We start from the raw sequence: 20,854 nt of genomic DNA, 5'->3' as shown, positions 1-20,854 counted from the left end.
GTTCAACGCTCCCCCGCACTCAGGCGTGCGTTCAGATACGCGCCGGCCTGACCGATCACCGCGGCAAAATCCTTGTTGATCGCGGCCAGCAGAAGCGCATCGTCCACATCGAGCGCAGCGTCATGCGGAAGCTTGCGAATGAGTTCGCCCAGTTCATTCGCGACTTGAACCTGCAATTCGGGATCGCCGGTTGCCTGCGACAGCAAAACGTTCAAATCATTGAGCGCCTCCTGATCCATTGCTCCCGACATTGTCGATGCCGGCTGCGTCGCATTGACCACGCTCGCGATCCACGCAATCTCTGCGCCGAGTGCCAGGGAAGCAGCCCGTGCCTCGGCAAGCAGCTGCGACTCTGACGCCAGCAACTCGCCATGGAGAGCGGTCGCACCCGTCAGCTGGATGCGGCATGCCAGCAGCCGCCCCTCTGAATCCATCGTGGCGGCATCAATCTTGTTTTTGATTTCATCTATGACGTCGCCAAACTGCGCGCACGCGCCAACCGGCACGTCGATCTGGGCCCAGCGGACGACGTCGGTATGAAGCGGTTCAATACTTTGCAGAACGCCGTCTTGAACCGTGTTCAGGTAGGCCGACTTTGGACCTGTTTCACGAATATGGCGGCCCTGCAGGTTACCGCAGAAAACGACATGAGGATGCGCGTGCAGAACGCTGGCCTGATGCACATGCGCCAACGCCCAATAATCGTAGCCCTTGTTTACAAGCTCATCGAGACTGCACGGCGCGTAATTCTGGTGAGGTCCATTCACGCCTCCGAGGGCGGTATGCAACACGCCGATGTTGAAGCAGCCTTTGACCGGCGGGGGATAAGCCGCCGCAAGGTTGTCTGTTGTCGCCGGCACTCTGAAGCTTTGGCCATGCAGTGCCACGCGGCATTCTTCCAGCTCAAATGTTTGCGGTTTTCGGTAGCCGAACACCTGGACGTTGTCCGGCAAGGTGAGCCGCCGCGTGATCTGGCTTTCGGCATCGTGATTGCCGTGGAGCAAGAATACGGGGATGTTCGCTGCGCGAAGACGCCCCATCTGCCCGACGAAAAAGAGACCTGTCTGAAAATCGCGCCAGTCGCCGTCATAAAGATCACCGGCAACGACCATGAAGGCGACCTGCTCTTCAATCGCCCGGGAAACAAGATCTTCGAAGGCGGTTCTGGTCGCCGTCCGGATGCGTTCGGCCGCAACCCCTTCCTGGCCGCTCAGCCCTTTTAGAGGGCTGTCGAGGTGGATATCCCCGGTATGGATAAACTGAAAGGAACTCATCCTCGCCCCATTAGAATCGCTACCGTGAACAAAACATGAAAATCAGATTCTCGCAATGGGTGTGGATAACTGCGTCCTTTTCCCCAGAGTTGAGCCCACCACCGGAAAGTCGTGAATTTCCAGCGTTTTGGCTTGGATGTCATGCCCGTGGACGCGCCGGTGGCCCGGCCGGGCTCTACTCGCTAGCGCTCACCGAGCCAGCCGATTGCCGCGAAGAAGCGGAACGTCTGTCTCGGCCATCCGGTAACGATCCCTCGCGCAAAATGAGGAGCGTGACGCTCCTCATTGCCGGTTGGACAAGCCGTGCTCGGTCTAATCAGGCGGCTTTCCAGAAAGGCGCAATGAATATGTCGATGGGTGTCGCACTGCACTTTGGACAGTGCCACATATTTTCGGACATCTGCGATGCCGTAAACGCGCCGTCGCAGTGCAAGCAATACCATCTACTTGCGACACCTTTCGACAAAGGGTGCTGTGCATTGCCCTCTGCGTCCGGCTTTGTCGATCGCCGCGGCCAATCCGCTGCAATACGGGCACGCAGTCTTTCAACCGCCTCCCGGCATATCGCGAGCGCCTTCGACCTGAACGCAGTGTTCAGGATCGGATTGTTCTCGCTGCGATCGTAGATTTCGATGATCGGCTCTTTCGAGGGCGCGTGCTCTACACAGATCGCCCATCGTCCTTCAACCCACATAACTACCTCGAAATCGATTTCGAGCGTATAGGGAACGCCGTCGATGTGCCCGTGTTCTTCCACTCCCTGGCCGATGCCGAGAATTGAAATTGCCATTACGTCGGGGTCGATAGTTTTTTCGGCGCTGGCGAGAGCTTCGACAGCGTCACCCTCTGGCCGCCAGCCAGTTTCCCATGCGGCGACTAAAGCATTCCAGTGAGGTTGTCTCAGTTTGCGGGCAATCAGATCGAGTGCTTCGTGATGCGCAATTCGGCGCGCCCGAGCAATACGCTTAGCAGTTGTTTTCAGGGATTGCAGTTCGTTGCGAAGTGTCATGGTCCATTCCTTTGATCACGGACCTGACTGTGTGCCCACTGCCAATCAAATCCGCCCAACGGGAAGGATCATGAGAGTTGATAGAAAAAGCACTGCATGGCTTCGCGTGGGTGGGCACACCGGCCTGTGCTCAAGGCCAACACAAAACTAAAAAGCTTCTCTCAACCAGTCAAGCAGAGCCTTTAACGTCATCCCGTGACGATCCCTCGCGCAGGGGATATTGAGCCGCTCGCCGGAGGCACTCGCATTAGGGTCCCGCCGTTCCGGCGTCGCTATCACTGCCCCGAACGCGGGTGCCTTGTTAACCGGTCTCGCGGCGGCAGTCGCCTCGGGGCCCACGGGGCAAGCCCCGCGTCGCTATCACTGCCCTGTCGTCGGCTGCCTCTTTCGTTTTGAATTGGGGGCGTGCCGCCCCTGCCGTCAAGGCCAAGCCCCTTGGGGGCGAAAGCGTCGGCCCGTGTCGTCGCTTCGCTCCAGCCCGCGCCAGCCTCCGCCTTCGGCCTGTGACAGCTAACCCCCGCTCATTGCCGCGTGGCTAGCCGGTTTGCATTGCGCAAACCGAAAACCATGAGAGGCGAATATGACTGACATCAAACTTGCAGACCTGCACCAGTTCACCGGAACAGAGCAGTGGTACCGGAACCCGCTGAATCAAAACGTGCTTTTTACCGAGGGCGCGAAATACGTGGCGGACCAGGCCGGTGCCTATTGGCTACTGGATGAGATCGCACTCGCCCAGCTGGATGTAGCTGCCGTCAAGACAGAAGGATTTCAGGTCTGGAAACTCGACGTCGAAACCAACCGCGCAATGTTGAGCTGCGGTAATGGCAACGGTACGCAAGTGTACGCCAAGAAGATCGCCTTCACCGATTTTCCCGCTCCTGGCATTACGCTATGGTTTACCGATAAAGTGATCCTGCTGCCGAGCGAATACTGATTTCTGCTAAGCCGACCGGACTCGCAGGGGGCATCAACGATGCCCCCTTTGTCGTCCAGAACACTAGTTGTGCACCGAGAGGAAATTGAAAACCATGTCGCTGCAACTTGACCCACAAACGGGCGTTATCACCTACAAAGGCGAGAAGATCGGCGAGCATACGTTTAAGGACGGTCAATCGACGGTGCGCGTCAACATAGAATACTCGACGGCAGGCGAATGGATCCTGCCGCTGAGCGGTCTCGCCACAGGCCTTTCGCAACTGCCCGAGAACCAGCCTGCAAAGCCAGCGCTGACGATCGAGACCCGCGAAGTTGCGATCGACAAGGAGTTCGACGTACCGCGTCTCCTTGTCGAGAAGCTCGTCAAGCGTAACGGGCATATCTGGGATTTTCACAAAACGGATGTCGATCCGTGGCCCTCACGCTTGCACGGCCATGACTACGAGAAAGGCCTTAAGCTCGACGCGATCACGGGTGATATCTATGACGTGGCAACGCGCGCGAGGTGTAAGACACTCAAGAAGAGAGAGCTGAAATACCTTCAAACACAGCTACGTGAGTGCAAGGATTTCAAGGACATTGTCACCGAGCTTGTCGATAATCCGCGCATAGAAGCCGAAAGGGTGAAAGAAGGCTAATGCGAAGGGTTCAATGCGTTGATCTCAATCCTTCGTAAGTGGCGATGATTTAATGGATGGAAGCTTTCAGAATTTTGAACTCTTCGCGAAGCTCGCGGATTTCATCAGCCTGCGTGTCGTTTTCGGCTTTTAGCTGCTGAATGGCCCCTGTGAGTACTGCACTCATTTTCTCGTACTGTAAATTGTAGATGCCGTCCTTTTGGATCACGACCAACTCCGGAACGACTTTTTCGACCTCCTGGGCAATGAATCCGATGTTCCTTTGTGAACCACGAGCTTTCTTGTCTATCCAGTCGAACGTTACCGGTCGCAATTTCAATGCCTGCTCAAGCGAGGTCACTTTTGAAATGCTTTCGATGTTGGTTTTCAGGCGGCGGTCCGATGCTGCGGGACAGGTAACGTTGAACGCGTATTCGAGTGCGCCGGTACCGCTATTCACACACACGCTATAGACAGAAGAGGTCGTCGGCATGCTGGCCACGCGAATTGTCGAAGCACGCAGGGCGCCATTAACATCGAACAGAACTCCCGGGCTCGTCGTTCCAACGCCGACGTTGCCGCCATTGGGATTCAACGCCAGCTTGTAATTTGTCCCTAGCGCCGCACGATTTGTCGCTTGTAGCCACCCGTATGATCCCGCCGAGCTTACGTTTACCCCCATATCGAGAACTTCACCGTATATGGTTGCCGACGATGAAATCCGCAAACCGCCATTTTGCGAGGAGCCAGACGAAGCCGGTATGCCTTGGTTCTCGGCTGTTTGTCCCAAAGCAATGTCCAACTTTTGTGCCGGAGACGTTGTACCGATTCCAACATTTCCGCCGCTGTATGAAATCGCCCCTCCCGAACCGTTGGCCCATTGGGACGGGGTGCCTCCTAACACCTGCCATGTCGTGCCCGAGCAAACTTGCAGATTATGAGCGGTAAAGTCGTAAATCGACTGCCCCTCGACGCCAGCTGGGGTCGAGCAAGCTGCGAAAGTGGAGCTTGCGGAAAGAAACTGAAGGCCGACCCAGAGTAAGGCAACAATGCCCGAATAGCGGAGGTTCATTTTCCACCGCTCTTGCTGTTGGGATCCGTTGGATAGAGATAGCTAGGCGCTTTTACCGGTCCCTTGAACTCAATACGGCCTGCAATCAGATCGTCGAGCCGCTTATCGATCGCGCTTACGGCTTGCGTCAGGCAAACCAATGCAATCCGGTCATCTTTGGAATTTTCGCTCGCGAGCGATTTGTTCGCCAGTGCGAGAGCTTGCTCGGATGACGACGAACAGTCCGAGAGTTCGATCGCGGGTTGAGCAGAAGATGAAGCCGTAATGCCGAAAATAAAAAAGAAACAAAGGCAGAAAATATATCTCTTCATGCTCCTCCAGCCAGGAATGTTGTCATTTAGTGTACGGCGGAATCTGTTGAAGGGTCAACTCTCGCACACCGAAACGCAGCCCTAAGACATAATTCAACTGGCTTCTTAAGCATTCAAACCAAACGGCGCGTCCCAAACGGACGGGGCTCTACTCGCGAACGCTCACCGAGCTAGCCGATTGCCGCGAAGGCGCGGAACGTCTGTCTCGGCCATGTGGTGACGATCCCTCGCGCGAAGCAATAATGAGCCGCTCGCCGGGGGCACTCGCGTTAGGGTCCCGCCGTCATTTCATACCGGCGTCGCTATCACTGCCCCGAACGCGGGTGCCCTTTTAACCAGTCTCACGGCTGCACTCGGTCCCGCGTCCCGCCTCGGCGGCGCTATGCTGACGCTCCTGCGGGTGCCTTCTCTTGTTTGCATTGGGGGCGTGCCGCCCCAGCGGTCAAGGCGACCCTAACGGGCGCATGCGCGGCCTTGACTGCTTTCCCCCGCTCATTGCCGCTAGGCTAGTCGGTTGCGGATGCAACCATTCCATCGATTAAAGCAAAGCGGTTCCTTAAGTTCATCGGCCCGCGAAGCTCGTTCTCATAGATCGCGACAGCCTCCTCTTGAAGAGCGATCTCGCGCTCATTGGTCGCAATCGTTCTGCACAATTCTTCGACGGCCTCTTGTGCGGCTTGGCGCGCACGCACCCGTGTCCTTATTTCGGCTGCAGCAAAGAAACCAGAGATTCCAGTGTTGCGCATTTCATCAAGAATGCGAGGACGGGCAACGCGTGACGCGATCCGTGCTTGTCTAAACTGCATGACCGCCTGGTTTACTTTCTCATTGATCGCTAGAAAACCCGGACGTGCTGGCTCAATGCCCGGCATAAGCGCGGTGGCGGCAATCGCCACCGCGCTCGTCATTACTTCGCGTCTGGTCGGTGATTCTGCCATCGGTGCTCAGAGCTTTGGGGGCGCGCCGCGCGTGTTTTGCTGGAGTTGGGAAACGTAATCAGACAGAAATGCGAAGTCGGCGGTCAGGTTTGCTTTCGTGCGATCGTTATCGCCCAGCTTGAAAAAGAGGATGCTCGCGTGGTTGGCCGAAATGCCCGTCTGCGAACTTATTTCCAGCAACGCGTCGCAATCGCCGGATTCATTGACTTGTCGCAAGTTGGTCGCGTTATCGACGCCGTAACCCACAACGCAAGACGTTAAAGACGGCTTAGGCGGCGCGTACGGCTTTCCGTCATTGAATTGAAACCGGTACTGAAAGCCACCTGCATGGATGACTTGCGGCTCGAACTTCATCTTGGCTTTCAACTGCGCCAACGTATCGGAAATCAACGGCTGATCGCCGTCCGCTCCGTAATAGATGCTCCGCGTCACGCCGATCACCTGATGCCCTGACGACGGCGCACTGAGTATCACGGCCACGTTCTCGGAGTATTTCTTGCCCGAACCGCTCGCCATCTCGCGACTGATGTTGATCGTCTGGACGAAGGACGCCGATATCGTAGAATTGGCGCCAGGAGCTTTCAGATTATATATACGCTTTTCTTCCTTCATCGGCGGCGGGCCGCTACGCTCGCCGTTCATTCGGGCGACCGCGCGTTCCGCGGGTGTCATGGTTTTCGCTTTGGGTTGAATGCCTTCCGCTGCCAGCTTTTGAAGCTTCTCCTTCGCTTCCTGGTAGGTGTCGCCGATCTCGATGCCGAGAATGTCCGCGCGATCACGGGGGATGTTTTGGCCCTTCGGCATATTGATGGTCTGCTTCCATTCGATTTCCTGTTGCTGCGCGTAAGATACGCCAGTCGCAGCCAGGAGCAGCGTGACGGCCAGTGAAGACCTGAACATTCTAAAATTCCTTTGTGTGATGAAACGGAATGGGGGCCGCGCGAACGCGGCCCCTGCCGACTACCAGCCGCCGACTACCAGCCGGTGTGCTGGCTGACGTGCCCAGGCGATTGCCAGTTGCCGGGAAAACAGCGCGAGACGCAGACCTGCGCCAGTGCGCCGCTGGCATCTCGTTGCCAGTGCCACTGGGTTTCATAGGCGGCGGCCATCTCGTCGCGGACGATGTCAACCTTGACCGGCTTGGTCACGAGCCTGCGGCCCGCTTCGTCCACCTGTTCGACGAGGATTTCGTCGCTCGCCATGTCGAAGTGCTTGTGCAGGAGATTGACCCCGAAGCGGTCGAGGCGATCAAACTGTTCAAGCACGCCGCGCACGGCATCGAGGCAGGCGCGGTCGCGTTCGTTCAGAGGCTGAACGTCGTGAATATCCCGCAAATGATTCCACTGCGCGATATCGGATCGGGAGAAAGGTGCGTTCATAGGACGTGACTCCACTATTGAGGGGGGTCCGCGCCCGACGTCCCAGAATCAAAAAAGCCCTGAGCTATCTCCCAAGGCTTTGATGCAGCGCTCCGAGGTCACTCAACAGAATTGCCTATTCTGTCGCATTGGCCATAACGCGCGAGATGATCCGTTGATCCGGATTCCACGACGTGGTATCAAAAAATCCAGTTCGCTCCGGAAGCCCCGGATTTCAAGCGTCCCAGACCATTCAACAGAATAGGCAAGACTGTCGCCCCGGTACCGGCACAGCCCGGTAGGAGCGGCCCATGCCCAAACCACGCAAAATTTCGGGCGGTTGTCTCTATACGCCCATCGGGTGCCGCAAATATCTCTCGCCGAGCGAGCGCGCCCGCTTCATTGCCGCCGCCTGGGCGTGCCCCCGCAGCGATCTTGCTACGTTTTGTCTGGTCCTCGCCTACAGCGGATGCCGCATCTCGGAATGCCTTGCGCTGACCGCACAATCCTTTGACGTCACCGAGTGTTTCGTTGCGGTCCGTAGTCTGAAGAAGCGCAGTCGCGCTGTCGTCATCCGTGAAATCCCCCTCCCCGAAGATGTCATGGCGGAAATCGTGCGCGTGCATAGCCTCGCTACCGGGGAGCACGCACGCAAGCTGTGGACGTGGTGCCGGTGCCGGGCCTGGCAACTGGTCAAGACAATCATGGCCGAAGCGCATATCGAGGCCGGTATCCACGCCACGCCGAAGGGATTGCGTCACGGTTTTGGACTCCACGCGATCCGCAGCGGCGTGCCGCTGAATTTTGTTCAGCGCTGGCTCGGGCACGCGCGCATGGAGACCACAAGTATCTACCTGCAGGCTATCGGACCTGAAGAGCGTGAAATCGCCCGACGTATGTGGACGCTTGCGGTCGCTGCGCCGCACTGACGCTGCCCCCTGCACGCGTTTCCGTGACGTCTGCTGATCAGCTGCCGGAACGGAAGTCCACCTGATCGGGAGCTGCACCATTGCCCTTTCCGGCCTTGCTACCGAAAAGCGGTCTATGCCACCACCTTCCCCCCACTCCGCATCAACGAAGCTTGGACGTATCCTTGTCGTTTGCTGGCGGCCTCTTCTGTCTCCGGCTTTGTTCGGCACGAAGCCTGCCGGCCTTGTTTGTGGGGTCTAAGCGGGACCGAACGCTAGAGGATCAACGCGGCTCGCTTCCGCGCCTTCGGCTTGTGCAGCTCCGCCCCTTGCGGCGCGCTGACGCGCGGCGTGTGACCTTGCGTTCATGGTCCCGCTTTTCACGTCCCCACAAGGCCAGCATGTGGCTCGGCCGAAACAACTTATGGAGACTTAAAAATGACCGACAAGACAAACGAGAAAAAGCGCCCGACACACGCCATCTACCAGGTGCGCGGCGAGAAGGAAAAAAGCTTCTGGACCCGCATCGGCTCCGCTTGGCCGAACAAGAACGGCAACGGCTTCCAGCTAATGTTTGATGCTTTCCCCCTTAACGGCCGCATCCAGCTGCGTGAGATCACCGAGAAGACCGGTGACGAGGCGAGCGCAGCGTGAGTTCGGCGGCAGGCACCGCGGCGCGAGGGCATGCCCTCGCGCCGTTCACGAGCCCGATTGCAGCTGACGCATTCGAAGCCGCAAATCGGATCCGCGATCTGCCGGCCTGACGATCTCTTCGATCTCGACGGCGATACCTTGCTGCGCTACCGCAACGGCTGCGTCGAGACACTCAACTCCGACACCCTGCGGAATAACATCGACTGATGTCACGGCGGAAGCTGGTTCATGAGCTTCCGCTTCTCTTGCGGCCCACATTACCGCGCTCCCCGGGCCCGCGCACGCCACGCGATTTCGTCGCGGATCTCCTGCAAGGCCGCGGTGAGTTGCACCGAGACCAGATGGGCGTCGTCTGGATGAAGTGCCTTTGATATGCGCACGATGTGCCCTTCCTTGCTGAACATGGCGACGCGATGAACACCGCGGGGCCCTCCGTGAGGGCCCTCGTCACGGATTTTCTCGATGGTGCCGACTTTTCCGTGATGGCCATTGATAGCGCGCAGCCGCCCGAATTCGGGCACGCCGTGTGGCATCCGCATTGCGCCATCGAGATTGAAGATGAAGGACCGCGGACGAAACACGACCTTGGACAACTTATAGCCAGCGTACCCAAGCAGCGCGCTTCCGCTCAGCAGTAAGAGGCCGCCGAGGACATGCGTCTTCATGACGTAAGACGATATGGTCGCGATACCGACAGCCGCTAAAATGAAGCCAGCCGACAGATGCATGATGAGGTCGTTTGGCTCCCCCCACTCATAGCCCGCCGCCACGAGCTTGCCATCAATGTCGTACTCCCTGATCACCTGATAGCTCATGCGGTCTCCCTCCCTTCCGGCTCTAGCCGGTTCATGTAAACGGGCGGGCTGCCGGGCACGATGACGAGTTGGCGACACGCCTCCGCCGCGAAGTGCTGCCGGAGTTCGAAGTTCTCAAGCAGGCGCACGTTTCGCACGTGCTCCCTGCGGCCAAGGTCACCCTGGCTCATCTGCCCGCCTGATACGCGGATATCCTGCGTCTCGATGATCTGGGTATTGCCCAGCATGCGGGAGAGATACTCAGTCGTCGTTAGGTCCACGTTGCCGAATGCCTGAATGATGCCGGCATTGCCAAGGAAGGTTTCCCAGGATTTCGGGTAGTTGGTCTGAAGCTGCGTCAGGTCCTGCAGGACGGACCACAGCTTTACTCCGAAGCCAGCCATCAGCCCGGCCGCCGTCTCAAGGCTGCGCATGTGTCCGAGCGTCGGAAACTCCTCCAGCACGAACCACACCGGTAGCTTGCCGCGCGGTACGGGCGCACGTTCCAAGACAGAGAGTGCCTGCTGTACGATCAGGCGCAGCCACCTGAAATGCGTGCCCATCCGCATGCCGGGCAGCACCAAGAAGATCGACAACTTTCCTGTGTTGAGGTCCGCGAGCCGGAAGTCGCTGCGCTCGGTGATGTGCAGCACATCATCGAGCGGCGCTGTTTGCTCCTGCACCGTCGAGAGGATGCTCTGCATCTCCCGTGGACTCCCGGTAAGCTTTCCCAGAAAGGTCGAGCCGATATTGCTGATGATGCCGTCGAACTCGGGAGTATTTGCCATGGCGGTGAGGCGGCGCTCCATCTCGGGCGGCGTCGAACACAGGAACCGCCTCAGGCCGCGCAAGGTTGGAAGACGTCGCTCGGCGAGCGTCAGCAGCACGTCGCCGCGGGTGAGATTCTTCCCGGCGTCGGTCCAATGCGGATCACGTGCGTTATTGATGATAAGCGCATCGGAACTTTGAGATACGTCGGGGGCAATGTGCCGGATCCTGCCAAGCCCGAGCTCCGAGAAAGGATTGTAGGAGGCCGACTCCTGTCCGAGCTCTTCGAATGGGTCGAGGATATAGACGTGCTGTCCCATCGTTCGACGATACTCCGCACACGCCGCAGCCAGCTCGCCCTTCGGATCAAGCACGACCACAGAGCCTGGATAGCGGCGCAAGTTCGGGATAAGTACGCTTGATGATTTCCCCGCCTGCGTACCCGCGATTGTCATGACGTGCCGGCCGTCCTTGCGGCCGAGCCAACGATCGCCCCAACGCCCAAGCAGAACGCGGCCCGGCGACCAGGTCCAGCTGTCATCAAGATCAGCCGGATCACACCACACTTGCGACGGAGACGATTCGCTCGCGCCGCGGATATTGGACCCACGCGGTGGAAAATGATGATGCATTGATTGCTCCCGTATGCAGCGCATGGACCGCGCACACGCGCGGCTCTTCATGACTCGAATTGCGAACGAGAGAAGCGCAACACAAGAGATCAAAATAAAAATCAAAAAGTTAGGCGACACAGCGAGACAAGATAATGCGCGAAGAGACTTGGCGAGTGCAGAAGTTACGAAAAGTGAAATGATTGCGCGCAGCAAAGTTGGGAATAACTGAAGGGAGGGAGATTCAGTGATGAAGCAAATACCCTTAGAAAGTTTTGGGGTAGCGAGATGTGGATTTGATTTCGAAATCCAAAAAACTTGGTTTCGAAATCAAATCCCTCTCGCCCAGGGGAGCCGCTCCGCTCTTCCCCGGGACCCCTTCCTGTCAGGGCTCACGCCCCGAACCCATCCTCTCGGAGGCCACCTCGTGCCAAGACCCCGTACTCACCAGCTTGCTGCCCGCACCCGAGCGATCACAGTGCGCGTGATGCCGTCCGAATTTGCGCGGCTGCAGGCCGAAGCCGCGCAGGCGGGCGCAAGCGTGTCGGGGTTAGCCGAGCGTTACATCACGCGCGGCACGGTACGGGTGGAAGCCTCAAGGATGCCGGCGCCTCTGGATCCGGCGCTGATCGCGGAGCTGAAACGCATCGGCAACAATCTGAACCAGATCGCCCACGCGCTGAATTCGAACCTGCCACCAGACACGCTGTCCACGGCAGATAACCTGCGCGATCTGATCCACATATTGATGCGCGATGAGCTGCTGTTGCAGCGGCTCCGCGATGCGAAGGAGAAATGTGATGATTCCGCGCCTGCAAGCCCGCGGCAAGAGTTTCAAAGGGTCGTGTCGGTACGTCCTTCACGATCCCAAGGCTGAAACTCGAGACCGCGTCGCCTGGATGATGACGCAGAATCTCACGAGCGAACCAGAGCATGCCTGGTTCGAAATGCATGAGACGTGCCAGAACCAGGCCAAGCTAAAGGCGAATGCCGGGCTTTCGGCGCGCGGACGGAAGAACACCACCCCGGTGCTGCATTACACGCTTTCCTGGCATGCGGACGATGCGCCGACGCCAGAGCAGATGAAAGCGGCAGCGATCGCGAGCCTCAAACAGCTTGGCCTTGAGGGGCACGAAGCCCTGATCGTGGGGCACCACGACAAGAAACACCCGCACCTGCATATCGTTGCCAACACCGTGCATCCCTACACGGGTCGAACGGCCGCGCTGAAATTTACCAAGGAGCGGCTGTCCGAATGGGCTCTCGAATATGAACAGGAAATTGGGCGGGTGCATTGCAACGAGCGCCTGCGCAACGCGGAAGAGCGTAAGCGTGTGCGCTGCTTGCGCAAGGAAGAGCGGTTGGCGCAGGAATTCGCTCCCGCTGCCGGAAAGCCATACGTGCCGATCAAGGATCTGTCCCCCAAGCGCCGCGAATGGCTGGAGAAGAAAGCAGAAAAGGACCGGCGGTGGGAGCTGCGCAAAGAAGTCGCCAAGTCGAACAAACTGGCGCGTGACGTCACATGGGAGCGCCAGCAACGGGAGCGGGATGCACTTGATGACGTGAGCCAAGCCAAGCACGATGCCATCCGCGCGCGCATGCGCGAGGAGGCGCGGCCCAAATGGCGTCAGCTCTACCGCGATCAGGCCAAGGAAATGCGCTTCGTGACCGAACGCGCTAGCCATCCGTTCGAGCGGGCCGTGTTCGTGTTCCGCAACCGCGAGCGGCTCGGTGGCGGCAAGCCCCTCACCTTCCGGCAGATGTTCCGCCATATCGTTTCCACGAACAGCCTCGCGAAAACTCTCGGCCGCATTCATGAGCGCGAACGGCAATCACTGGCCCGCGATGGGAAGACGAAGACTCGCGCCCTGACCGACAATATCTGGCAGAAGCACAAGACCGAATTCAGCGCGCTGAAGGAATGGCAAACGGCCGAGCGCGAGCAGCAGAGGGCTCAACACGATGCGGCGATCGACAAAATCATGGAGGGGAAAGCGAAGACGGCAGCTGACCTGAAGCCGTCGGCGCTGCCGGAGCCTGTGAAGGACCGACCGGTCGGCGACCTTGAACCTCATTTTAACGACGCCGCCTGGCGGTCGCTGATCATTGCCGAACCGGAATGGTCACGGGCTGAACAAGTCAAGCGGGACATGGAGGCCTGGCGCCGCACCCATTCAGGACAGGATTTTGGCCGAGAACTTTAGGTTCGCGGCGTTCGGCCGAAAATAACAAGCATGGCAGAGAATGGCGCACTGCTTCCCGCACCTCCGAATTCAGGGTAACCACACAGCAAATGAAATTCGTGCTTGCCGCATATGTATTCGTGAAACAAACGCGCATCGATCCGCGCCGGCAGGAGAGCAACCGTGGTGTTGCCGTTTTTCGTTTCGTCGAAGGCCCGCTTGATCCAACTGCCGACATCGCAGCCATAAGGCGGGTTCATCCAGTTATTTGCCGACCACGGATTCGCGAGCCCATCCTTGGTGTAGAAGCGCTCACACTTTGCGTTTTGGGGCGTTGCGCAGACGTCGAGCAAGAACGGCCCGTAACGCTCGTCGATAACGTCAAAGTAATCCTGCGTCGTAGCCCATTGGTCAGAGGTGCTGGTAGAGAATGCGGCGTTGACGGACATGGGAGATATCTCCTGATGAACGAGACATCTCAATTACAGCCCATGGTTTCTCGTGCAAACGGGACGCCGTGTTCAGGAATGTGTCACCTTGCACCACGCCGACCCGGGAAGAGACAACTTCGCCGTGAGAGAATATGTTCGGCGAATTGACGCAGCGACGCGGTGTGACGCATTGCGACACGCTGCATTTCATGCCCGACGAGGTGTTCTCCGAATTCGCGAAGGTGCCAATATCGTGATCAATCTGGCTTCCCAGGTTCGTAATGCCTCCTGCATCTCCTTGTCGTATTTCGCCTTGTTGTAGCGCAGGGCAATCGGCGAGAGCGACCCTGTGATGTGGTTCAGCAGCCGCTCGATGACATGCGGCGCCACGCCCAGTGTCGCGAGATTGGTCGCAAAGGTCCTGCGCAGATCGTGAAGGGTCCAGTCCGCGACGCCTGAGGATTTGTCCAGGCCGACTTTCGCGGCGGAGAAGCCCGCGAATGGCGTTTGCCGTCTGCGCGCCGGAAACAGATACCCTTCCGACGGCGTCATAGCCTGCAGGATTTTCTTGGCCATCGGACCGATCGGGAACGTGTGCCGCCGCCCGTTTTTGACGATTTCGGGCGGCAGCGATATCTCGCCCTTGTCCAGATCGACATACTCCCATTTCAGACCGGCGATTTCGCCGCGGCGCTGACCGGTCAGGATCAGCAAGCGGACGATCTGCCCGAATTGTCCCTTGGCCTCGCGGTAGATCCGCTTCAGCTCATCGTCCGTCAGGACACGGTCGCGCGCCACGTCGCGCGACGGTGCCGGCATCGTGCACGGATTCTTGCAATAGCCCCGCGCCTCCGCCCACCGGAAGAAGGTCCGCGCCACCTTGAACGCGTGTTGCGCTTCAGAGGGCGTCGGCAGCAACTCATCCAGAATGGCGGTGATCTGTCCAGTGGTGATGCCTGAGAGCTTTTTGCGATCAAGCGAGGCGAAATGTTTGGTCAGCAGCCGCTCGGTTTCCTTGCGCGTGCGCTCGCGTTGGTGCTGCGCGCAGTGGGTGCGCAGAAACAGCTCCCGGCCATCGGCGAAGGTTGAGAGCGATTGGGCGTCCAGAGGGCTTCCAAGAAGCACCAGTGCCTTCTTGCGCGCCTCGGCTAGCGGCAATGCGGGGTAATGACCAACCCGCGTGCGGATGCGCTCACGGCCGCGGACAACGATCCAGGTCTTCCTGTTCTTGCCGACTCTGATGCCGAAGGCCGGTATCTTCTCGTCGAAATACGATCCTGGCTTGAGATTTCGAATCGTCAGCTCGGTAAAAGCAAGCTTCGCCATTCTTGGCTCCGTTTTGGCTCCGGAAACCGATGAGACGCCATGCTACGCAGCGCGTCGTCATGTTCCGTCCAAGGAAGCCATGCTAGCAAAAATGGCAATTTTTTCAATTGGTAAGGAGACGATTTGAGACAAGAAGTTTGGAGCGGGTGAAGGGAATCGAACCCTCGTATTCAGCTTGGAAGGCTGCTGCTCTACCATTGAGCTACACCCGCATCACTGGCTCCCTAACACGACCGGGCGGCAGTCTCAACTGCTCCGGACCGGTCTTTCCCGTCTCGCGGACAGGCCAGTTCCCGCCCCCGGGGCGCCCCTTAACGGCGGCGGGATTTCGTCCTATATTCAGAGTCCCGAAACCAAACGAAAGGAGGTGATCCAGTGTCTTATCTCAAGCGCTGTCACCTCGCTGGGATCGCCCGCTAGGCTTTGACGAAAGGCCTGGCATCGGGGCGCTCTCAGCCCTGGACCAGCGAGCAAGAAATCGGGCGCGACGGGGCCTCCCCGCCGCGCCTTTTTCGTGGGTGGCGCCTGCGTGGATGAGCTCCGCTCAGGCCGGCGGCTCGCCTGCAAGCACCTCGCGGATCTTCTGCGACAGCTCCGATTTCCGGTACGGCTTCCTGAGCAGCGCCAGGCCGGGATCGAGATGTCCTTCGTGGACGATGGTGTCGTCGGTGTAGCCGGAGGTGTAGAGCACGCTCGCCCCCGGCCGGCGAAGCCGGACGGCTTCGGCCAATTCCCGTCCGTTCATGCCGCCGGGCATGATGATGTCCGTGAACAGGAGATCGAATTTGACGCCCTGGTCGACCAGCGCAAGCGCGGCTGCGCCGTCGCTGGCGGCGAGCGTGCGATAGCCGAGGGTACCGAGCTGGGCGATGACATAGCCCTGCACCAGCGGATCGTCCTCGACCACGAGGATCGTCTCGTGCCCGCGTGCCGACGCGGGCGGCTGAACCGGCGCCGTCCTGGCCGGCGCCTCGCCCTTCGACCGCGGCAGGAACAGCCGCATCACCGTGCCGCGCCCCTCCTCGCTCTCGATGACGACGGTGCCGCCGGTCTGGCGGGCAAAGCCGTAGACCATACTCAACCCAAGCCCGGTGCCACGGCCGACGCCCTTGGTGGTGAAGAACGGCTCGAACACGCGCTCGCGGATGTCAACCGGGATACCGTGACCGGTGTCGGCCACCGCGATCATCACGAAGGCGCCGCGCATGACATCGCCGTCGCCGGCACCGCTGGTGCCGTCGAGCTCGCGATTCGCGGTCTCCAGCGTGAGCCGGCCGCCGCCCGGCATCGCGTCACGCGCGTTGACGGCGAGATTGACGATCGCGGACGAGAGCTGCGACGGATCTGCCATGGCGGACCAGGCGTCGTCCGCGAGACGGGTCACGATCTCGATATGCTCGCCGAGGATCGGCTTGAGCAGCTTCGCCGTTTCGACCACGAGTGCGTTGACGTCGATATCGCGGGGCTCCAGCGGCTGGCGGCGCGCGAAGGTCAGCAGCTGCGAGGTGATCTCGGCGCCGCGCGCCGCCGCATCGTCGATCAGCTGTGCGATCGCGGCGAACTCGGGCTTGTCCGCAAGCCCTTCCTGGATGATCTCGATGGTGCCGGTGATGACCGTGAGCACGTTGTTGAAGTCGTGAGCGACGCCGCCGGTGAGCTGACCGATCGCGTCCATCTTCTGGGATTGGCGCAGCCGCTCCTCGGCCTCGTGCTGCACCGTGAGGTCAGTGGCCGACCCGCGATAGCCCATGAAGCGTCCGTCCGCGGCGAAGATCGGCTGGCCGTTGACGTTGAAATGATGCATGCGGCCGGCCACGTCGCGCCCGCGATACTCGAACTTCCGGAACGGCTCGTGGCGGTCCAGCGTCGCCACGTGCGCGCGCCATTTCTCAGGCTCGGCGTCGCGGTCGGAGGCGGCATCGACGCGGTGCTTGCCGACCAGCGCCTTGTTGTCCATGCCGAAGGCGCCGGCCCGGTCGGATACGTAGGTGAACCGATGATCCGGTCCGGTCTCCCAGAACCAGTCGGACGCGGTCTCGGCATAGTCGCGGAAACGCTCTTCACTGGCACGCGCGTCCTCTTCGGCGCGCCGGCGGATATTCAGGTCGCGCTCGAGATTTGCGTTGGCCTCGCGCAGCTCGCCATAGGCGCGCCCGAGATTCGCGCACATCGCGTTGAAGGCGTCGATCACCTTGTCCAGCTCGTCGGGATCGCGGGGCGGCCGGCGCTCGAGGTGCAAAGGCGGCGGCGGCCGCGACAGGCTGTATTGGCCGACGAACTCGGCGATGGCGACCAGATGCCGCGTCACCAGCAGATGGAACATGTAGATGATGAACAGCGAGACGACAAAGGTCTTCGCGGCCTGGCTTGCCAGGATGACCAGGGCCCGGTTCAGCAATTGCTGATAGACCTCGGCCAGCGTCGCCTCGACATGGAGCACGCCGATCGGGCGTGCCGTCCCCTGGACGCTGTAGTTCAGCGGATAGTCGCGTGTCACGGCTGAGCGGGTGCTCGGCTCGCCGACCGCGACACGGATCGGATTGGGACGATCGGCGATCTCGCGCACCTCGGCGGCGCGGATGTCGGGCAGCCGCAGGATGCCGTCGAGTTGGAGCTTGAGCTGGTTCTGGTCGAGATTCCACAGGCTCTCGCCGAGGCTGCCGGTCGTGCTGCGGCCGATCTCGTCGAGCCGCGTCTCGATGACGCCGACCTCGCGGTCGTAGTCGAGGTAGAGTTGAAGGGCGGTCAGCATCAGCGTGACGATCGAGGAGAACAGCAGCACGGCGGCCAGCAGGCGCGGCCCGACGCCGCTGCGCGACCAGTTGAAGATCCGCGACAGCAGCGCTCCGATCATCCCTGGCGCAAATGCAGCGCCGATGCCGCTCAAATCCTGCTTCGCGGCCGCCGGGGGACCGGCGCGACTGCTGCGCTTGGAGTCCTCGTCGCCTGCGTTGGCCATGCACCACGTCCCCGGAATGGCGGCACCCTGCTCCGCACGGCGGGTCGCGGCCGCGAGCAATTCGACAGTTGAAATTCTCTCATCACGCGACCTGCGTGGCGATCCTGCCGGCCCATGGGCGGTTTGGCGGGGTCTTGTCTTGCGCCCAGCAGCAGGATTCCCGCGCAAACTATCACTTCGCGTACTGGAATGACATTGGTTAAAGTCCGCAGTCGCCTGCAAGACGGGCGAGCGGTGCGGCCGCCACGCCGGTGGATCGCGGCCGTCCGAATCCAATGGTAGCCATGCAGGGCAAAGGAGACGCGTCATGTGGCGGATCATCGTCGCCTGCCTGTCATTGCTCGCCGCCGCTCCGTCGCACGCGCAGGAGCTGATCCGGCTGGCGCGGATCGCCGACATCCCCGATCAATATGTCGGCGGCGAGATGCTGCGGGCCGTCTACGCCAAGCTGAATATCAAGCTGGAGTTCGAGGACGTCCCCGGCAAGCGCGCGCTGGCGCTGTCGAGCGCCGGCGAGGTCGATGGCGAGATCCAGCGGATCGGAACGCTCTCCAGCGACTACCCGACGCTGATTCAGGTCACGCCGGCGATCAACTACATCGAGCCGGCGGTCTTCGCGACGAAACTCCGTTTCGACGTCGCCGGCTGGAATTCGATCAGGGAGTACAGCATCGGCATCGTCCGCGGCGTCGGCTCCTCAGAGGCCGGGACGCGCGGCATGGCCCGCGTCACCGCGACCACCAGCCTCGAGAACATGATCAGGATGCTCGACGCCGACCGTTTCGAGGTGATGGTCACCGACCTCTTCAGCGGGCTCGTCGCGGTGAGGAAACTCAATCTGCAGACCAGGATTGTCCCGCTCTCGCCACCGCTGGAGCGCATCCACATCTACCATTATTTGCACGAACGCCATCGCGATCTGGTCCCGAAGGTCGGCAAGGTGATCGCACAGATGGAAGCGAGCGGCGAGCTGGCAACGCTGCGCGAGGCGTTGGTCAAACAGGTCCTGAGTACGCCGTGACGGCGCCGGGTCAGCTCGCGCGAAGCCGCTCACGCAGGGCAACGGCGGCAATCAGCACGCCGACGCACCAGGCCATGATCGCCCGATGAGGTTCGTCGCCGAGCAGCACGGTGACGATGCTCGTCAGCAGGCACGGCGCGATTGCCTTCCGCGTCCGGCTCATCAGCGCAAGCAGGAACGGCATCGCCGCGATCGATATTTGCAGGACGTCCATGTTGAAAGACAGTGTCGCCGAAGGCGTCAGAAGCCACACACATTGAGCGCGCGGGGGCGTTTTCCGCGGCGGCTTTCGACGATCCGCTCGCCGCCGTTCTCGGCCGAGCTGCCGTAATAGCGGTGGTGGCCGGACTGGTCGTGCAGATCCGCGGCTTCCGATTTTCCCGCCCGACGCGCGTCGCAGATGATCTTTATGGTCGACATGGCCGCCTCCGAAGTGTTCTTGGTGGCCATCAGTCGCCTCGGCTTTGGGCAGCGTTCACCTCCGAGGGCGGCAATCGGGTTTCAGGACGGTTTCGTCGCAACTTCCGCGACGCAATATGTTAGTCTCCGGGATTGTCGGTATCGGCGGCGCTCATACATCCTTCCGACTGCGAGCTTGAAAAACAAACGAGGTGATGATGCTTTACGCCATCCTGGCCTACCACGTGGAAGACGAGATTTTGTCCTGGACGGCAGAGCAGGACGCCGCGGTCGTGGCCAAAGTCATCGAGGTTCAGGCACCCTTGAGGGCAAGCGGACACCTTGGGCCGGCCGCTCGTCTGGATGAGACCCGAAAGGCGCACACCTTGCGCGGCCCCGGCGCGGGCATGGTGCTGGACGGCCCGTTTGCCGAGACCAAGGAGCAACTTCTCGGCTTCCACCTCGTCGACTACGATACCGATGAGGAAGCGATCGCGGCGGCGCGGAAGCTGCGCGAGATCAACCCGTCGGCGGTCTACGAAATCCGTCCGGTCAAGCTTTACGTGCCGGCCGACGGGTTCGGCGCGACAAAGGGATGAGCCGCTCACGCCTCTGGTTCGGCCCGCCCGACGTAGAAGCGCTGGATCAGCAGCCCGCCAAAAGCGATGAACCACACGTAGGGCGCGACGTGCGGCGCGAAGGCCGCAACGATCGTGCCCGGAATGAACACCAGCAGCGGAAACATCGAGGCCATGATCTCGTGGCGCCAGCCGCCCAAAATCGTCCACCACAGCCAGGCATTGAGGCCGGCGATCGCGGTCAGATGCAGACCGTAGAGCACGGCCACCGCGCTGCTCATGCTGTAATTGGTGTAGAGGCCGTTGGTCACCGGCAGCAGCACGATCGACAACAGGAAGAACAGGTTGAGGATCACCATGCCGCGGCTGCCCACGGGCTGGCGCGCGAGCCGGCGGTGGTGGCTGATCCAGAACACGCCGGCGATGATGAAGCTGAGCGCGAGACCGGCGAGCTTGCCGGAATAGACATGGGCGAGATCGCTCCAGCTCGGGGCACTGGTGAACACCGCGGCCTTGGGCAGGTCGTAGGCGAGTAGCGTCATGGCGACACCAAAGATGGTGTTGCTGAGCGACTCCAGCCGCCGCATCTCGAACTGGTCGGGCTTGAGCTCGGTCATGCCGGTTGCGCGCTTCTCGGGCTGGAACTTTGGACCGTCTTGTCCCTAGGTCTTAACATTGGTTCCGTCCAGCCGCATTGCGATTCG

At 60.3% G+C, this 20,854-nt stretch carries 24 protein-coding genes and 1 tRNA gene; 9 read left to right on the top strand and 16 right to left on the bottom strand.

The genetic code is table 11. The annotated features are described in order from the left end of the window. Window positions 1-2 precede the first annotated feature (2 nt). Together IVB46_RS42020 and IVB46_RS42015 are read right to left on the bottom strand one after the other, a co-directional pair. Complete coding sequence (locus tag IVB46_RS42020; protein WP_247345605.1) at window positions 3-1,274, bottom strand: DNA repair exonuclease; 1,272 nt, start codon at window positions 1,272-1,274, stop codon at window positions 3-5. A 316-nt stretch (window positions 1,275-1,590) separates the two neighbouring features. Continuing rightward, on the bottom strand, window positions 1,591-2,283 hold the full coding sequence (locus IVB46_RS42015; protein WP_247345602.1) for a hypothetical protein: 693 nt from the start codon (window positions 2,281-2,283) through the stop codon (window positions 1,591-1,593). A gap of 580 nt (window positions 2,284-2,863) precedes the next feature. Between IVB46_RS42015 and IVB46_RS42010 the strand changes: the two genes are divergently transcribed. Together IVB46_RS42010 and IVB46_RS42005 are read left to right on the top strand one after the other, a co-directional pair. Continuing rightward, window positions 2,864-3,220, top strand: coding sequence for a DUF6876 family protein (locus IVB46_RS42010; protein ID WP_247345600.1), 357 nt, complete (start codon window positions 2,864-2,866; stop codon window positions 3,218-3,220). Between the two features lie 94 nt (window positions 3,221-3,314). Next, entirely contained in the window at window positions 3,315-3,860 is a 546-nt protein-coding gene (locus tag IVB46_RS42005) for a hypothetical protein (RefSeq protein WP_247345597.1), read from the top strand. A gap of 49 nt (window positions 3,861-3,909) precedes the next feature. Here the strand turns inward: IVB46_RS42005 and IVB46_RS42000 are convergent, their stop codons facing one another. The 5 genes from IVB46_RS42000 to IVB46_RS41980 all read right to left on the bottom strand — a co-directional run bounded on the left by IVB46_RS42000 (window position 3,910) and on the right by IVB46_RS41980 (window position 7,539). Next, window positions 3,910-4,911 (bottom strand): tail fiber domain-containing protein, encoded by a 1,002-nt coding sequence (locus tag IVB46_RS42000; RefSeq protein ID WP_247345592.1) that lies wholly within the window; start codon window positions 4,909-4,911, stop codon window positions 3,910-3,912. Further along, window positions 4,908-5,222: a hypothetical protein gene (locus IVB46_RS41995; RefSeq protein WP_247345590.1), complete on the bottom strand. Its 315-nt coding sequence runs from the start codon at window positions 5,220-5,222 to the stop codon at window positions 4,908-4,910. The genes IVB46_RS42000 and IVB46_RS41995 overlap by 4 nt, the downstream gene beginning before the upstream one ends. Window positions 5,223-5,728: 506 nt before the next feature. Further along, window positions 5,729-6,160 (bottom strand): hypothetical protein, encoded by a 432-nt coding sequence (locus tag IVB46_RS41990; protein ID WP_247345587.1) that lies wholly within the window; start codon window positions 6,158-6,160, stop codon window positions 5,729-5,731. Window positions 6,161-6,166: 6 nt separating this feature from the next. After that, complete coding sequence (locus IVB46_RS41985) at window positions 6,167-7,060, bottom strand: hypothetical protein (RefSeq protein ID WP_247345584.1); 894 nt, start codon at window positions 7,058-7,060, stop codon at window positions 6,167-6,169. 74 nt (window positions 7,061-7,134) lie between these two features. Beyond that, a complete protein-coding gene (locus tag IVB46_RS41980; RefSeq protein WP_247345581.1) occupies window positions 7,135-7,539 on the bottom strand; it encodes a hypothetical protein in 405 nt (134 codons plus the stop codon). A gap of 290 nt (window positions 7,540-7,829) precedes the next feature. On the opposite strand from IVB46_RS41980, the gene IVB46_RS41975 reads away from it, so the two are divergent. The 3 genes from IVB46_RS41975 (at window position 7,830) to IVB46_RS41965 (ending at window position 9,287) form a co-directional block, all read left to right on the top strand. Further along, window positions 7,830-8,447 (top strand): tyrosine-type recombinase/integrase, encoded by a 618-nt coding sequence (locus IVB46_RS41975; RefSeq protein WP_247345578.1) that lies wholly within the window; start codon window positions 7,830-7,832, stop codon window positions 8,445-8,447. Between the two features lie 417 nt (window positions 8,448-8,864). Then, window positions 8,865-9,080: a hypothetical protein gene (locus IVB46_RS41970; protein WP_247345575.1), complete on the top strand. Its 216-nt coding sequence runs from the start codon at window positions 8,865-8,867 to the stop codon at window positions 9,078-9,080. A gap of 57 nt (window positions 9,081-9,137) precedes the next feature. Then, the gene (locus tag IVB46_RS41965; protein WP_247345571.1) at window positions 9,138-9,287 is read left to right on the top strand and encodes a hypothetical protein; all 150 of its coding nucleotides are present in this window, start codon (window positions 9,138-9,140) and stop codon (window positions 9,285-9,287) included. A 50-nt stretch (window positions 9,288-9,337) separates the two neighbouring features. Here IVB46_RS41965 and IVB46_RS41960 read toward each other — a convergent pair whose 3' ends face one another. Both IVB46_RS41960 and IVB46_RS41955 read right to left on the bottom strand, forming a co-directional pair. Continuing rightward, window positions 9,338-9,895, bottom strand: a complete 558-nt coding sequence (locus tag IVB46_RS41960; RefSeq protein WP_247345568.1) for a hypothetical protein — start codon at window positions 9,893-9,895, stop codon at window positions 9,338-9,340. Continuing rightward, complete coding sequence (locus IVB46_RS41955) at window positions 9,892-11,274, bottom strand: type IV secretory system conjugative DNA transfer family protein (RefSeq protein ID WP_247345564.1); 1,383 nt, start codon at window positions 11,272-11,274, stop codon at window positions 9,892-9,894. Before IVB46_RS41955 ends, IVB46_RS41960 begins: the two co-directional genes overlap by 4 nt. Window positions 11,275-11,740: 466 nt before the next feature. On the opposite strand from IVB46_RS41955, the gene IVB46_RS41950 reads away from it, so the two are divergent. Together IVB46_RS41950 and IVB46_RS41945 are read left to right on the top strand one after the other, a co-directional pair. After that, the gene (locus IVB46_RS41950; protein ID WP_247345961.1) at window positions 11,741-12,130 is read left to right on the top strand and encodes a MobC family plasmid mobilization relaxosome protein; all 390 of its coding nucleotides are present in this window, start codon (window positions 11,741-11,743) and stop codon (window positions 12,128-12,130) included. After that, on the top strand, window positions 12,054-13,457 hold the full coding sequence (locus tag IVB46_RS41945; protein ID WP_247345561.1) for a relaxase/mobilization nuclease domain-containing protein: 1,404 nt from the start codon (window positions 12,054-12,056) through the stop codon (window positions 13,455-13,457). Before IVB46_RS41950 ends, IVB46_RS41945 begins: the two co-directional genes overlap by 77 nt. Here the strand turns inward: IVB46_RS41945 and IVB46_RS41940 are convergent. The 4 genes from IVB46_RS41940 to IVB46_RS41925 all read right to left on the bottom strand — a co-directional run bounded on the left by IVB46_RS41940 (window position 13,454) and on the right by IVB46_RS41925 (window position 18,152). Continuing rightward, window positions 13,454-13,885 (bottom strand): phage N-6-adenine-methyltransferase, encoded by a 432-nt coding sequence (locus IVB46_RS41940; protein ID WP_247345556.1) that lies wholly within the window; start codon window positions 13,883-13,885, stop codon window positions 13,454-13,456. The genes IVB46_RS41945 and IVB46_RS41940 overlap by 4 nt on opposite strands. Before the next feature lie 189 nt (window positions 13,886-14,074). Beyond that, entirely contained in the window at window positions 14,075-15,193 is a 1,119-nt protein-coding gene (locus IVB46_RS41935; RefSeq protein ID WP_247345550.1) for a site-specific integrase, read from the bottom strand. Window positions 15,194-15,331: 138 nt separating this feature from the next. Continuing rightward, a tRNA-Gly gene (locus IVB46_RS41930) sits at window positions 15,332-15,405 on the bottom strand. A 332-nt stretch (window positions 15,406-15,737) separates the two neighbouring features. Then, complete coding sequence (locus IVB46_RS41925; protein ID WP_247307496.1) at window positions 15,738-18,152, bottom strand: ATP-binding protein; 2,415 nt, start codon at window positions 18,150-18,152, stop codon at window positions 15,738-15,740. 307 nt (window positions 18,153-18,459) lie between these two features. Between IVB46_RS41925 and IVB46_RS41920 the strand changes: the two genes are divergently transcribed. Then, on the top strand, window positions 18,460-19,173 hold the full coding sequence (locus IVB46_RS41920) for a transporter substrate-binding domain-containing protein (protein WP_247307499.1): 714 nt from the start codon (window positions 18,460-18,462) through the stop codon (window positions 19,171-19,173). A gap of 10 nt (window positions 19,174-19,183) precedes the next feature. Here IVB46_RS41920 and IVB46_RS41915 read toward each other — a convergent pair whose 3' ends face one another. Then, window positions 19,184-19,387: a hypothetical protein gene (locus IVB46_RS41915; protein WP_247307503.1), complete on the bottom strand. Its 204-nt coding sequence runs from the start codon at window positions 19,385-19,387 to the stop codon at window positions 19,184-19,186. 26 nt (window positions 19,388-19,413) lie between these two features. Beyond that, window positions 19,414-19,623 carry a hypothetical protein gene (locus tag IVB46_RS41910; RefSeq protein WP_014494462.1) on the bottom strand — a complete coding sequence of 70 codons (210 nt, stop codon included), beginning with the start codon at window positions 19,621-19,623 and terminating at the stop codon, window positions 19,414-19,416. Between the two features lie 167 nt (window positions 19,624-19,790). Between IVB46_RS41910 and IVB46_RS41905 the strand changes: the two genes are divergently transcribed. Further along, on the top strand, window positions 19,791-20,171 hold the full coding sequence (locus IVB46_RS41905) for a YciI family protein (protein WP_247307568.1): 381 nt from the start codon (window positions 19,791-19,793) through the stop codon (window positions 20,169-20,171). 5 nt (window positions 20,172-20,176) lie between these two features. Here IVB46_RS41905 and IVB46_RS41900 read toward each other — a convergent pair whose 3' ends face one another. Then, on the bottom strand, window positions 20,177-20,767 hold the full coding sequence (locus IVB46_RS41900; protein ID WP_247307505.1) for a TMEM175 family protein: 591 nt from the start codon (window positions 20,765-20,767) through the stop codon (window positions 20,177-20,179). Window positions 20,768-20,854: the final 87 nt, after the last annotated feature.

It is taken from the genome of Bradyrhizobium sp. 61, from assembly GCF_023073075.1.
Taxonomy (GTDB): Bacteria; Pseudomonadota; Alphaproteobacteria; order Rhizobiales; family Xanthobacteraceae; genus Bradyrhizobium; species Bradyrhizobium barranii.
The sequence above is the reverse complement of the archived record's forward strand: the minus strand, read 5'-3'. Positions and strand labels throughout refer to the sequence as shown.